Source organism: Microcoleus sp. S13C4 (genome assembly GCF_036700865.1).
Taxonomy (GTDB): Bacteria; Cyanobacteriota; Cyanobacteriia; order Cyanobacteriales; family Microcoleaceae; genus Microcoleus.
In genome coordinates, this window is sequence record NZ_JAUBPS010000006.1 from 15,419 (window position 1) to 29,178 (window position 13,760).

Annotated in this window: 12 protein-coding genes; all 12 read right to left on the minus strand. The window is 44.2% G+C overall.

All coding sequences use genetic code 11. The features are described 5' to 3' along the window. Positions 1–171: 171 nt before the first annotated feature. The gene (locus tag QT996_RS04385) at positions 172–1,503 is read right to left on the minus strand and encodes a hypothetical protein (protein WP_333044812.1); all 1,332 of its coding nucleotides are present in this window, start codon (positions 1,501–1,503) and stop codon (positions 172–174) included. Between the two features lie 6 nt (positions 1,504–1,509). After that, on the minus strand, positions 1,510–2,835 hold the full coding sequence (locus QT996_RS04390) for a hypothetical protein (RefSeq protein WP_333044813.1): 1,326 nt from the start codon (positions 2,833–2,835) through the stop codon (positions 1,510–1,512). A gap of 19 nt (positions 2,836–2,854) precedes the next feature. Further along, positions 2,855–4,081, minus strand: a complete 1,227-nt coding sequence (locus tag QT996_RS04395; RefSeq protein WP_333044815.1) for an SGNH/GDSL hydrolase family protein — start codon at positions 4,079–4,081, stop codon at positions 2,855–2,857. 4 nt (positions 4,082–4,085) lie between these two features. Further along, positions 4,086–4,250, minus strand: coding sequence for a DUF5989 family protein (locus QT996_RS04400; protein WP_333044816.1), 165 nt, complete (start codon positions 4,248–4,250; stop codon positions 4,086–4,088). Then, positions 4,251–4,667 carry an SxtJ family membrane protein gene (locus QT996_RS04405; protein WP_333044817.1) on the minus strand — a complete coding sequence of 139 codons (417 nt, stop codon included), beginning with the start codon at positions 4,665–4,667 and terminating at the stop codon, positions 4,251–4,253. Positions 4,668–4,768: 101 nt separating this feature from the next. Then, on the minus strand, positions 4,769–6,742 hold the full coding sequence (locus tag QT996_RS04410; RefSeq protein ID WP_333044819.1) for a carbamoyltransferase: 1,974 nt from the start codon (positions 6,740–6,742) through the stop codon (positions 4,769–4,771). A 392-nt stretch (positions 6,743–7,134) separates the two neighbouring features. Continuing rightward, positions 7,135–8,922 carry a hypothetical protein gene (locus tag QT996_RS04415; protein ID WP_333044821.1) on the minus strand — a complete coding sequence of 596 codons (1,788 nt, stop codon included), beginning with the start codon at positions 8,920–8,922 and terminating at the stop codon, positions 7,135–7,137. 18 nt (positions 8,923–8,940) lie between these two features. Beyond that, positions 8,941–9,876 carry a glycosyltransferase family 2 protein gene (locus QT996_RS04420; RefSeq protein WP_333044823.1) on the minus strand — a complete coding sequence of 312 codons (936 nt, stop codon included), beginning with the start codon at positions 9,874–9,876 and terminating at the stop codon, positions 8,941–8,943. A gap of 347 nt (positions 9,877–10,223) precedes the next feature. After that, entirely contained in the window at positions 10,224–10,709 is a 486-nt protein-coding gene (locus tag QT996_RS04425) for a hypothetical protein (RefSeq protein WP_333044825.1), read from the minus strand. A gap of 146 nt (positions 10,710–10,855) precedes the next feature. Further along, positions 10,856–11,776 carry an NAD(+) kinase gene (locus tag QT996_RS04430; RefSeq protein ID WP_333044827.1) on the minus strand — a complete coding sequence of 307 codons (921 nt, stop codon included), beginning with the start codon at positions 11,774–11,776 and terminating at the stop codon, positions 10,856–10,858. 116 nt (positions 11,777–11,892) lie between these two features. Then, positions 11,893–12,129, minus strand: coding sequence for a hypothetical protein (locus tag QT996_RS04435; RefSeq protein WP_333044830.1), 237 nt, complete (start codon positions 12,127–12,129; stop codon positions 11,893–11,895). Further along, on the minus strand, positions 12,126–13,715 hold the full coding sequence (locus tag QT996_RS04440) for a hypothetical protein (protein ID WP_333044832.1): 1,590 nt from the start codon (positions 13,713–13,715) through the stop codon (positions 12,126–12,128). Before QT996_RS04440 ends, QT996_RS04435 begins: the two co-directional genes overlap by 4 nt. Positions 13,716–13,760 lie beyond the last annotated feature (45 nt).

Consider the following 13,760-nt stretch of genomic DNA (forward strand, 5'->3'; position numbering starts at 1 on the left):
ACCTTTCCTTCTTCTGGGGCGGGTTTGAGCAACAATCTCGGCAATTCAAAATATAAACAAACCGGCCTCCAGTCCCACGGTACATTTGAATGTACATTTGGATTTACCGTGGGGTGGGGGCAGGTTTTTGAGATTGTTTCTTTGATTAGTTGATCGTTAGTGGAAGCCCCCCTACTTCTTCTTTTTTCTTTCATCTTTCCGCAAAGATTCCAGAATAGAACGACCTACATAATTGCTGAAAACCACCTTTCCAGCTTGATTGTAGTGGCAGCAGCTATCTACATAAACAGCCTCTTTAGTCCGATCAAATACATTTACAGCATTCAATATATTAATATCATTTTTTTCCAAATTCGGAAACTTTTTGAAAAGAGCCGGATATCCAATTTGTACAGATTTAGCATAAGGAGTCTCCTTGTTAAAAGCAATCTGCTTTTCTGCTTCACCAAACACCCTTTTCGTCTGATAATATTGATTAGGCTGAAGAACCTGAAAATAAGGCACATTACTAGCTGACAGCACTTTGTGCATAAAAATTGAACTTTTCGCCCAATTCCATGCCATTTTTTCAAAAGCTACGGAATCCGGTAAAACTGACTTATTAGTATTGATATAAATAACGCTACCAGTGTCATCTTTTTGTTGTTTAGTGCGTTCTTTTTCAAACTTAATGACATCGGTTTTATAGTTATTAACGAGATTTTGAACGTAAACAGAAGTTAAAGCCTCGCACACCGCTAAAGAGCAGTGTTGCAAACTTTCCAAAGCCTGATTAATCCTAGTTTTATTTTCTTGAATTCTGAGGGTTGCTTCCATAGCCTTAGTAGAAAGGCTATTATTCGCGAAGTTAGCCAGCGGCAAAATATGCTGAATGCTTGGCATCGCCAAATCGACTTGATTTTTATTGTTTAAATTAGAAAGTGCTACTTCATTAAAACCATCTATATTAACGACCATATCTAACTCTTGACCTAAAGCCAAAAAGTAGTTCAAAATTAATAATTGCTGCGGCTGTTTGTAGCCTCCCGTTGCAAAAGACAAAATTACAAATTCTTTATCTTTTAAACCGGGCAACTGCTTGAGGTATTTAGATAAAATTTGATTCTGAACTTGAAATATTGCATAATCGGAAGCCACAGAACCGCCAAAAACTCCTATAAAAAACTGATTTTTTTTAGTTTTTTTTAGAGGATAATCGTAAGGAGAAATAAACCCATAATTATTGACTTTAAAACCAGGCCGAAAATCAGCGCTGGGTTGTTGAATAAACCCAAAAAAAGGATGAAACCTTTCGACAATAGACTTGTTCAGCCGCACTCCTTCTAAATTAATTCCTAAATCCGACTTATTTTGCGTCTTTTCTCTAGTATAGAAAAATTGCTTGTGCTTGACAAAATACAATCCCAAGGAGCCAAGTTCGAGGAAAATGAGTAAAAGCACTAAGTTAACTAGAGCGACCTTTAAAACTTCTTGCCAGGTTTTGAGAAACTTTAAATCTTTCATAAATATCTATTTCGACTTTCTTACTACTTTAATAATCGAACGGGAAACATAGTTTGCTAATACTTCCTCTCCCACTGAATTATAGTGGCAGCACGCATCTTTGTAAACCGTCTCTTTTGTATTGTCTAAAATATTCACTGCGCTAAAAACATTAACCCCAGCTTTTTGCAAATCATCCACTTTTGACAACAGCACCGGATAACCTTTGTTTACCCCTTCAAGGTAAGGACTCTCTTTGTTAATCGCGATTTCCTTTTCCTTTGCGGTAAACGCTCGCTTAGTAGGATAATACTGGTTGGGCTGGATAAAGTGAAAATACTTAATCTTTCTACTTGATAAAATTTGATTCATCCCGATCGACGATTCGTACCACAGCGATGCCATTTTGTCAAAAGCAGCGGCATCCTGCAAAACAAAGTCAGCTTTGGGAATGTATACTATAGCGCTATTTGCCGTGTCTGGGTTGGATGGTTTGACTTGTCTATCGTACTTGACAACGGCTTGCTGGTAATTGTTGAGTAATTGTTTCACCTGTAGCGATGTGACAGCGTGACACAAAGCAAGTTGACAAGTTTGCAATTTGTCGATACCTGCTTTCAACTGTTTTTTGGTTTCGTTAATTTGCACGATCGAACTCATCGCTTCCGGTGACAAGTTGTTGTTGGCTAAACCCGTCAGAGGCTGTATGTGCTGAACGCTGGGCATTCCTATGTCTACTTGAGCTTGGTTGTTTAAATTTGACAGTGCTACTTCGTTAAAACCGTCAATATTAATGACTAAATCTAATTCTTGACCTAAAGCCAGAAAGTAATTTAAAATTAATAATTGTTGGGGTTGTTTGTAGCCGCCATTGCCAAAATTTAAAACAATAATTTCCTTGTTTGCAAATTCGGGGTAAGCCTTCAATTTGTTAGACAATCTGCGACTTACGTATTCATCCACTGCAAAGTTATTCGCAACTGAACCGCCAAAAACTCCGATAATAACTTGATTTTTATTGGCTTTAACAAACGGATATTCGTAGAGTGAAAAAAAGCCGTGTTTGTTGACTTTTAACTTTAATTTTTCATTGGTGAAAGCACCTTGTTTGAGTACATATCCAAAAAATGGGTGCAGTCTTTCTACGATAGATTCATCAAGTCTAATGCCGATCCTTTCAATATCTTCTACTACTTTTTCTTGGGATTTTGTTCGGGTATAAAAAAACTGCTTTTGGTTGATAAAATAAAAAGCTAGCGACAAAGCTTCCAGACAAATAAAGGCTATCGCCAAATTAACAGCGATTAAAATCAACAGATTTTTGCCGTTTTTTATTACCGTTGAATGTTTCATAAAATTAGACGAATTACGGTTAACGCTGTGGCAGTTGAGACTGCTTCAATTGTTGGCACAAATTTTGGCTGATTTTGATACTAGCCAGTCGGTGTCCGAGTTCGTTCCAGTGGGCGCCGCAGGGTACAGAATTGTCAAAACCGTGGGCGCAAACTTGATATTTTTCAGCATAACTTTGGAACTGTTCGGCTAAAGTTAATACGCGAAAACCCTCGCGATTGCCCAACTTTTCCAGCCTCCGGTCAGGATAAAACAAATTCTGAATATTGTTTTCCTGCATAAACTTTTTCCGCTTCGCCGGATCGCGATCGACTTGGATCGGATCGCCAATAACTACCAGCAAGAAATCAGCATTTTTCTGCACTACTTCATTCCGCAGCGTCACGATCGAACCCTCAGTCACCCTCCAAGCATTTTCCCAAACTGCATCCTCTGGAGGCTTGAGATTTTTGGTACTCAAAGCCGTAAAATCCTCAGACAACTGCCGCTTTTTCATCTCTATATCGGCTTTTTTCACAACCTGCAAAATCCGGGAATTGTTGACAAGCCACGTTGGTAGCCTGTCAACAAAGGAAACTGCTCTTTCGTTGCGCTCGATCGGCGCCCGATTGCGAAAAGACATATCTGGTACTAACTTACCGCTAGCATCATACACAAAAAATGGTCGGTAAAGGTCATATTCCAATTTGGGCGAATTGTTGATGATATCGTTGCCCGTAAAAAAGGCAAGCACTACAATATCTGGATTATAATCCCACACCTTTTTTCGCAGCATAACTAATTCTTGAGCTGTGCCGTAACCCTGCACCCCGAAATTAATTACCTCAACATTTTTTCGCCCTTTTACAGCCTCGCAATTTCCCAATTTTCGTTCTAATTTAGACCAGAAAGTTTGTTCGACAGGTACGTGAATTGCTTCGGTGAAAGAATCCCCCAAAACGGCCACCCGCAAAGTATTTGGAGGTTTTGCTTTTGTGTGTTCACGATCGCGCAAACCCTCGCTATTCACCTGCACAAAACTCGCACCTTCCTCTTTCCAATCCCCCGACACACCCGGTTTGAGCTTCCAGCCCAAATCCGGATCGGAAGTGTGGAAACGAGTCGGTGCCGACTCTCCAAAATCTCCTATTTTTGGATAGCCTTTAATCCCCGCCACCCGCAATCCAACTTCACCAATTATCACCCCCATCAATAAACCGCTGAGTGCCAAACCCAAATTGGCACCCAAATTTTTCAACTTGCTCATTTTGTCAAAATAAGGTGTAAATAAACGGAGCAATCACAGAACCGTGACTCAATACAATCAAAGCTCCCAAAAAAACTAAAGTCACAATTAACGGCAGCAGCCAATACTTTTGGCGTTCTCTCATAAACGCCCACAAATCTTTGATAAAGTCTAATGTTGATTCAAACACTTAGAAAGGACGCTCCATACTAATTTTTGTTCTTGCTTTACTTGGGATGCGGTAAGTATCCATTTTCGGATTGAGTTTGCGCCGCATTGTATCTTCGCCGAAAATGTTTTTGAGCACTCCCATCGGCCAAATTATCAGGTAAAAAACTATCCCTAGGACGATCGGCGTTTGGATTTTGTGGAGGATAAGTCCAAAGCGCATCCACCCGTGATAAACAGGATTCAGCGATTTCGGCGCAACTAATGCTAACACAATTAATACTCCGCCGATTGCCCAAGGCAGCCAAAAGGGCAACCAAGGTATAGAATGTTTCCTCAGTAAAGGTACTAACCCGAACAGCACTGCAATCAGCCCGCCAATTAGCAGCCCGAAATCGCGCAGGCCTTTTTTATCGAGTTTTTTAATTTCGTCGCTCATTAGAAATGGGGAATGGGGAATTGGTTATTCGTTATTTGCTATTAGTTAGTTGTTATTGGTTATTCGCACTTTTCTAATAACCAATAACAACTAATTAATAACTAATCTAGTTCAAATTCATTTTTCCAAGCATCATCTTGTTTCCAAGGAATTTGTTCGGACTTGGGAAGCAAGTAATTTTCCAAAACCAGATAGTCCATTTCGGTTCGCATGAAACAGCGGTAAGCATCCTCGGGAGTGCAAACAATGGGTTCGCCTCGCACGTTGAAAGAAGTATTTACGACAATCGAACAGCCCGATCGCTTTTCAAAATGGCTGATTAAGTCATAGTACCGAGGATTGGTTTCTTTGTGAACAGTTTGGATGCGAGCCGAGTAATCGACGTGGGTGACAGCCGGAATTTCTGAGCGCGGAATGTTGAGCTTTTCAATGCCAAACAACTGCTCTTGTTCGGGAGTCATCGGAATGCGGAGACTGGCTTTGACAGGTGCTACTAATAGCATATAAGGGCTGGAATGGTCAATCTCGAAATAATCCGCAACTCGTTCGGCTAAGATTGACGGCGCAAAAGGTCGAAATGATTCCCGATATTTAATTTTCAGGTTCATCACGGATTGCATTTTAGCACTGCGGGGATCGCCAATGATCGATCGACCGCCCAGAGCCCGCGGCCCAAATTCCATCCGCCCTTGGAACCATCCCACCACATTTCCCTGTTCCAAAATTTCCGCCAACTGTGGCATTAATTCGGCATCGTCCAATCGGTGATAGCTGGCTTGGACAGCATCCAAATATTCGAGAATCTCTGCGTCAGTAAACCTCGGCCCCAAATAAGAACCCCGCATTTGGTCGTGACAAGTTAAATGAGCAACAGACTTCGCCACAGTTGCCATCGCTTGGTTTTTAGTAACGACGGAAGTCCTCTCTTCCTCGTTTGTAGTAATTGCGGAAGTCCTCTGCTCTTTAAGATCGTTTGCTAGGAGTCGATCGTCAGGAACAATGCGAGTTTGTTCGCAATACTGATACCAAATCGCCAAAGCCGCGCCCAAAGCACCGCCCGCGTCTCCCGCCGCCGGCTGAATCCAAATATCTTTGAAAATACCTTCCCGCAAAATTCGGCCGTTAGCAACGCAGTTGAGAGCAACGCCGCCGGCAAGACAAAGATAATCGACATCCAATTCTTTTTTAACTGTTCTGCAAAGCCGCAAAACCACTTCTTCGGTAACAACTTGAATGGAAGCGGCAATGTCCATTTCCCGCTGAGTCAATTTTCCTTCAGCTTGACGCGGCGGCCCTTCAAACAGTTCGTCAAACTTCTTGTTGGTCATGGTTAAGCCAACAGTATAGTTGAAATAATCCATGTTCAAACGGAAAGTTCCGTCATCTTTGAGGTCGATTAAATAGTTGAGAATTTTGTCTACATACTTGGGTTCGCCGTAGGGAGCTAAACCCATGAGTTTGTATTCACCAGAGTTGACTTTGAAGCCGGTGTAGTAGGTGAAAGCTGAATAAAGCAAACCCAAGGAGTGGGGAAAATCGATTTCCCACTGAGGTGTAAGTTCGTTCCCGTCTCCCAACCAAACCGAGGTTGTTGCCCACTCGCCCACGCCGTCGAGGCACAAAACGGCTGCTTTTTGAAACGGGCTGGGGAAAAATGCCGATGCTGCGTGGGATTGGTGGTGTTCGGTAAATAGCAGAGATGGCAGTTTATTCGTTTTGCAGTTTCCTATTTCTGCGAGATCTCTTTTGAGCATGGTTTTGAGGTAAAGCTTTTCTTTGAGCCATATCGGCATGGCTGTTAGGAAAGAGCGAAAACCTTGGGGCGCGTAGGCTAAATAGGTTTCGAGAAGGCGCTCGAATTTGACTAAAGGTTTGTCGTAAAAGACTATTCGATCGAGTTCCCGCAAATCTATGTTTGCTTCTTTCAGGCAATAAGCGATCGCATTCTTGGGAAATCTGGCGTCGTGTTTTTTGCGGGAAAATCTTTCTTCCTGCGCTGCCGCTATAATTTCTCCGTCGCGAATTAAGGCTGCGGCGCTGTCGTGATAGTACGCCGAGATTCCAAGTATGTTCATTCGTCTCCTCACAAATCGCAATGCGTCTGCATCTGACTGTTTAACTGTTGGGGGTCTGGGCGGCTAGAAGTCCTCCCGCCAAATCGAAGATTTCGCGTTGGGATACGCGGACAGCCCAGGTCAATTATAGAACCCATTTGAGATATTTTGACGATGGCCCTTCATGTGATACCACTTTTTTAAAGTTATGACAGACTTTTGCAACAGGAAAACGTGGATATTTACAATGTCTTGTCGTCCTCGATCTCTATCGGATCTTTAGAAAACTGGTATGAGATTGACTCAGCCACGGGCGATCGACTCAGCCACGGGCGATCGACATCCAATTGCCCCAAGGAAAGAGAGTGATGCAGTTTCAACCAAAACGGGGAAGGGTTGTTGGTTGTCTCTGCTTACTGAATTAATGTAAAATTACCTTTTAACTTGAAGGCTTTCCCCGTATCGGCATCTAAGGCCCAAGCTTTTATTTTTCCCGCTTTTGGGGGAATTTGATTAGCCAAGATAACTTTTTCCCAACCTGACTTGGAGTAGGCTTCGTTTCCTAACACTTTAGCAATATCTCTTCTTTTGAATTCCACCGAAGCGATCGCAAATATAATTGATTCGCCGTGTTGATTTTCGTAGGTCAAAATTACTCCATCTGCTGGCTTGACTTTTTCCGGCAAAATAGCCCATCCTTTCACCGCGTACATATCTTTACCCACAGGTGCCATGCTATCCAACCAGCCATAATCTAATTTCGCTACTCTCTGGCCTTTAATCACTTCTATTTTGTTACTGGTTGCTAATTTAGGCTGTAAAAATCCCATGCGGTTCAAGATGTTTGCTCTTGCTTTGATAATGTTCAATATTTTAGCTTGTTCTGGTTTCTCGGGATCGTTCCACAGCCATATCAAGCAATTATCTGTATTCACGACGTTGACGAACGTTAAACAAGTTTTTCCTCGGTTACGACCAACCTGGCTTTCGCCCATCTGCCCGATGCCATAGTCAATCGCGATTCCATGCAACAATATAAAGAGGGTTAGCACCGATGACAGCACTCGGTTTAACATTAGATTATGCCGCGTTAAAAGTCCTCTCGCTGCGGCGTCCTCCCAAACAATGGTTATTAAGTAAATCAGAGGAATCGCTAAATAAACCGCAAACGTTGCATATCTAGAAGAGAGAGATTGTTTTACACCAAACCCAACGCGACCGGAGGCTGTAATCGCAGCGCTGATAATGGTATATCCGGCGATCGCTAACCAACCTAATGTACGATTGATGAGATTTTTTTGCTCTCTAAATTTTCCTATATAAACACAACAAATTATCAAAATTCCAACTAAAATTATACCCACAATTGTGGCCATGGTTAAGCTACCTCCAGCCAACGGCGCACCCAAGAACGCGAAAAAGTAGTTCAGTGCTTTCACTGGATGCAAAACTCCCTCTGCAAAGCTAGGAGTAGCAGGTGGCTTGTTGTAGTTATAAAAGTAAACAACTACATTAGAAACAAATCCAACTAGCCCCGCGCCAATTAACCATTTCTCCCTCATTAAATCTTTCCAATTTTGGAACTTAGCGAGGGCAAACACTGGAAAAACGATTACCCAGCATAGCAGCCCATTCGCATAGGAAAAAGTCGCCACGGTTGATAAAATAATGCCAATTAAAACCTGAGTTCTGAGACTTAAATTTGAGTAAGCGACTAAAATACACGCAACGATACAAGTAATCGGCACGAAAACAACAACTTGAATCCCCCACAACCAATTTTCTTGCTGACTGGGTGAAAAGATAAGTAAATTCGCCAGAAAAGCGAGTAAAATCAATTTGGTCGAACTTCCCCCAACGGTCAGCCGACTTAAACGGTACAGACTGAACGAGATAAAACAGGCAAGGATAAACGACACCAACATCTGATATCTGACATCCCAACCTGTGAGGTAAGCTAACCCGATAAACAAAATTCGGGGAAATAATTTCCGACTTTCGTTATGCTGAGAAATTAAGTCTTGAAACGTCAAAGACCCGGCAGAGATTTTCTCAAACATCTCAGCCATAAACCATTCATCCCAATTGGGAACGTTAACGCTGTATTTTAAAATTAGAATTCCCGTCAAACCAGCGGGAATAATTGCCAGCCCAAACGCGAGAATTTGCCAAATATTTGCACGCCAGTTTGAAAGTTTCATGGGTAAGTTATAATTACTTTATTCTTCAAACCCAATTTTTTCTCTGATTATGTAGTAAGGACGTTGTTTGACCTCATCATAAATCCGACCGATGTATTCACCGATGATGCCTAAAGACACCAACTGAATGCCACCTAAAAAGAAAGTGGTCGTTAAACCGTGATCCCAAGATAGCAACTCTTGCCGCAAAACAAACTTATAATACAGTCCAACGAGGCCAATGATAAAAGATGCGCTCGCAAAAGTCAAGCCCAAGAAAATCGAAATTCTCAATGGAATGGTGGAAAATGAAAATATTCCATCAAAAGCAAGCTTGATTAACTTCAACAACGTCACTCTTGGTTCACCTTTATATCGCGGTCCCCGTTCGACCACAATTCCTGTTTGTTTAAACCCGGCAAACGCTCTTAAACCGCTGATATATTTATTGCGTTCTGGCATACTGCGAAGCGCCAAAATCACTTTTAGATCCATTAAGGAAAAAATGCCCGCATCTAAAGCAACTGGAATTCCCGATAACCTATTTTGACTCCAATAAAATACCTTAAAAGCCCATCGTTTCAGCCATTTTTCCTTTCTTTTTTGCCTAATGGCATAGACCACATCGTATCCTTCTTGCCATTTTTCTACAAAGTTTAAAATGGCTTCCGGAGAGTCTTGTAAATCTCCATCCATCAGGACAACTGCGTTGCCGTTTGCCTGGTCAATTCCTGCCGATAAAGCACACTGATGACCAAAGTTTCGCGATAAATTTATTATCTTAATTTCCGGATATTTTTGGTGCAGCTCGATTAAAATTTCTAGGGAAGAATCTTTGCTGCCATCGTTGATAAAGATGACCTCGCTAGACCCTTCTAATTGCCCCAGAACGTTGTGCAATCGTTTCCATAACTCCCCAAGAGTTTCTTCTTCATTAAAAATCGGTATCACCACTGAATAATCTGCACCCATCATCGGCTTCCTCACCACAGGGATTTTCACGCTAATCCCAATAATATATAGCGAATTGCAGCCGCAGGAGGTAGACCTTCGTTTGTATAGAACCCATTTGAGATCTTTAAAGATCTGCCACGGCGGGCGATCGACCACGGCGGGCGATGGTTAACATTGACCTACCTAATTGTTTATACGCCCTTTGTTTCACATTTTGGCACAAAATGCAAGGGCTAATTGAGAATGGTGCAAGATCTCAGTTTAAACGATCGCCTGCACAGATTTTCAAGTTGGTTGTCCCCCATCAAGTGGGGTTTTAGACCCAAGTTTTTGATAACCTGTTTACCAGCAGTTTTTTGCCCCAAGCCTTAGCGCCGGCGAATCCTGCGTCCCCAAGCTCTCAAGTAAGTGAGCAGCGGGAATTGATAAAATTCACCTACCAACCACAGCACAATGCCTAAATGGGACAAAAAAGCTAAGCCTGCCCAAGTGGCGGGCAGCCACGACAACCGGCTGCCGGGAACCGGGGGAAAATAGTAAGCTGAAAGTCCCAGCAAAGTAGTGGGAAGGAAAATTAGACCAAGAGCGACTGCCAAGTAGGGCCATCCGAATTCTACGCCTTCGAGGTGGGATCCTATCCACTTTTTGCCGTTCCAGTGCCAAGTTACGGGCGGTTGGCGATCGGCCATTTGGAGCGATTGTCTTTGAACGCTTGCGGTATAAATGTGCTGGCAGAAGTTGCAAGCTAGGGCGTCCATCATCGGCATGGTGGAAATTTGACCGGTGCGGCACACGGGACAGGGATATGTATCTTGAGGGTTGAAAGGTCGGGGTGATTTGTGGAAAATCTGCATAGATCAGGCTGTTTGTCAAGATATTGAGCGATCTTAACAAAGTACAGAGATTATGCGTTGGCTGAGGGCCGTTTTTGTATGATTGTTGGTTTTTTCACGCTTACGGGCCCCACGGATTAATGCAGTTTCATGGTGGATGATTCGGATTAATTGCGGTGATTGTTGCTGTACCGAATTCTCGCTCCTGCCCAGTGAAGTTTTTCCCTCAAAGTGCCGTAATAAGAATAGTTTTCGCGCAAAATGATAAACTTGGCTTCGCAGTCTGCCCTCCGCACGTCTACGCGCTGTCCCGGCCAAATAGCCGTCCCCAAAACGCCGTCTGTCCAGAGTTTGGTACTGAGTTCGTAATCTGCTAAAGGCCAAATGCTGACGACTGAACCGGGCGGCAGGACGATCGCCCGACTGGATAAACTCAAAGGGCAAATCGGAGTAACTGCGATCGCATCCATGCCGGGGTGAATAATCGGCCCGTTGGCAGATGCGGTGTAGCAAGTCGAACCTGTCGGAGTTGCCACAATTAAACCATCGCCTTGATATTGATCGACTACTTCGCCGTCAACTTCCATTTCTAGAATACAGCTCGGCATTCGATCGGCTGAAGCAGGTTTGACACACATTTCATTGAGTGCCAAAAAGCGATCGCTTTCCGGTTCAAGATTAGTTCTGTTTCCCTCAAAAATCGCCGCCTGCAACATCATCCGCTTCTGTACGGCATACCTGTCTTCCGAAAGTCTGTCCCAAATATCCTCAGTATTTTGGAAATCCTCAAAAGACTCGCTTAAAAAACCCAGATGTCCGCCCACATTCGCTGCCAAAATCGGGATGCCGTCAGCAGCCAAATTCCGCGCGGCAGCTAGGGCCGTACCGTCGCCGCCGAGCACTACCGCTAAATCAATTGGGTTGTTACTAGAAGCTAAAAACACGGGATACGGGTTATCTTTCGGGCCACTCGGCCCCATTAAAACGTGACACCCGCGACTTTCTAATTGGCGGGCACACTGTTCTGCCCAACGCTGGCTGAGGGTATCTCTGGCTTTGTGGGCGATAATTACTTGTTTTAGTTGCACAACCTATCGATTTTAGATTTTAGATTTTGGATTTTCGATTGTTAGATTTTAGAATGAGTTCACAATCTATCGATTTTGGATTTTTGATTGTTAGATTTTAGGCTGAGTGAAGTATCTTAAAATGTTCGATCGCACAAATTCGTTTTGGACATCAGGTTAGATTTTAAACTATTTTTGAGCATTGCGAGGCAGAGCCTGTGGATCTGCATTACCAGGATCTGCCTGGTAAGGAGAAAGCCGGGAATAAGAAATATTATGACTGCATTTCCACATCTTCCTTCTTCCTTCTTCCTTCTTCCTTCTTCCTTCTTCCTTCTTCCTTCTTCCTTCTTCCTTCTTCCTTCTTCCTTCACCCGTCGCTGCGCCTGGATTTGGGCCGCGGCCAGATAATGCTGGAATCGGCCGCGAGTAGGCGAGAAACGGCGATCGCCCCAAAGCGGTTGAGGTGGCTGGGGTCAAAAAAATAGTCGTTGCGACCAGGCCACCGCTGCGACAAGTCGCGGAAAGCGAAACCTTTTTGCTGCGAGAGTTGCTGCATTCGCTGCCGAAACTGCTGTTCTGCCCACAGGCGAGTCCCGTCTAAGTAGTCGTCGGTGAGGGGCAAATTGACGAAAATCAGGGGTATTTTGCGAGCTTTGGTAAATGCTACAACGGAATTAAAAGCTGTTGCTTGTTTGCCTCCGAGGTTGAAGTCTTCGTAGTCGCGATCGTACTGGCCTGAAACGTAAGCGCGTTCTCGATAATAAGTGTTGGGATTGTAAGTGTCCGACATAGCCATGAATCCGTTGGAGTCGATCGAATCTGCCAATTCGCTGACTTGTCTGATGGCTACTCTTGTCCGCCGGGAAACTGGAATCAATTGTGCTTTTTGGGTTGCTGCATCCGCTGCGATCGGTTTTAAATCATATCTTGCTGCATTTGAGGCAACGGGCAAGATGCCCGTTCCACGAGACAGGAATTTGATTGTGGAGTGCGCGTCTTGCCCGCTTAAAGGTCGATCGACCGATGCCTGTGCTCTGCGGAAAGTGTTGTTAGCGCAGGGCTGCGGGAATCTGTAACACAGCGGAATCACATTCGGTTCATCCGACGGCAGTTCGGGGCGAACGCCTGCGGCTAAAAGTTGGCTGCCTTCAGAATCCACGATCGAATTAAAAGTGCGATCGTCCCGGCCGCTGTTAAATCCGCGCACACCATCCGCCCAGACAATCATTTGAGGCAAATGATCCGGCTTCAAAAGCCGCCGCAGTTGAAAGTCAACTACTTGTGCAGTTGCGCCGTTGACTGAAAAGTTAAATACTTTTAAGCCCGGACTGCCCCTTTCGGCCAAAGATTGTTTTAGCTGTTGGGGATCTACGCCCTGCAATGCCCGGGAACTGCCGACGATCAAAACGTCTGGCGGGCCGACAGCAGCAACGTAGGATAAGTACAGTTCTAACTTTTCGTCGAGCAAATCGCTGCTGAAGCTGACTGTACTGGCTTGCGATCGGGTTGCGCCCGCTTGCTGTTGGGAATAAACGAGGTTTTTCATGTACTCGATTACTTTTTTCTCAGCAAACGCCCGTTTGGGACTGCCTGGGGGAACGGCTTGCATCCAAGCGACGGCTTGCACCCACAGGGCGGCTACTTCGTCCCAGTCTTGTTTTGAATTGGCTGATTGAGCCAAATTAGAAGCTTGGGTGGCAAAGTTAACTGCCTCCGTGAAGCCATCGTTTTGGGTGCATGAAGAAACGCTGAGGGATTTTTTGGTTTGGTTGGCGTTTCTAGCTAACAGAGACGTTGGGAACTGCGCTAAGACGGCTGATTGGCTCGAACCCGATGCCGCTGCGGTGTTGGGCGGCTTGGGGGGGGAAGATCCGACTGTTAGCGCGAGCACGGCTGCAGCCGCGCAGGTACGTTTTAAGATGCTGGTACTGAGGCTATCAATGTAGCGGCGAATCATACAGCTTTCACCGGGGGCAAAATATTACTAGATATTACCGCAAAC

Excerpts from the sequence above, each read along its gene's own strand:
- QT996_RS04390 (WP_333044813.1), bottom strand. The coding sequence starts at position 2,835 with ATGAAACATTCAACGGTAATAAAAAACGGCAAAAATCTGTTGATTTTA.
- QT996_RS04410 (WP_333044819.1), bottom strand. The coding sequence starts at position 6,742 with ATGAACATACTTGGAATCTCGGCGTACTATCACGACAGCGCCGCAGCC.
- QT996_RS04425 (WP_333044825.1), bottom strand. The coding sequence starts at position 10,709 with ATGCAGATTTTCCACAAATCACCCCGACCTTTCAACCCTCAAGATACA.
- QT996_RS04415 (WP_333044821.1), bottom strand. The coding sequence starts at position 8,922 with ATGAAACTTTCAAACTGGCGTGCAAATATTTGGCAAATTCTCGCGTTT.
- QT996_RS04405 (WP_333044817.1), bottom strand. The coding sequence starts at position 4,667 with ATGAGCGACGAAATTAAAAAACTCGATAAAAAAGGCCTGCGCGATTTC.
- QT996_RS04395 (WP_333044815.1), bottom strand. The coding sequence starts at position 4,081 with ATGAGCAAGTTGAAAAATTTGGGTGCCAATTTGGGTTTGGCACTCAGC.
- QT996_RS04385 (WP_333044812.1), bottom strand. The coding sequence starts at position 1,503 with ATGAAAGATTTAAAGTTTCTCAAAACCTGGCAAGAAGTTTTAAAGGTC.
- QT996_RS04420 (WP_333044823.1), bottom strand. The coding sequence starts at position 9,876 with ATGATGGGTGCAGATTATTCAGTGGTGATACCGATTTTTAATGAAGAA.
- QT996_RS04440 (WP_333044832.1), bottom strand. The coding sequence starts at position 13,715 with ATGATTCGCCGCTACATTGATAGCCTCAGTACCAGCATCTTAAAACGT.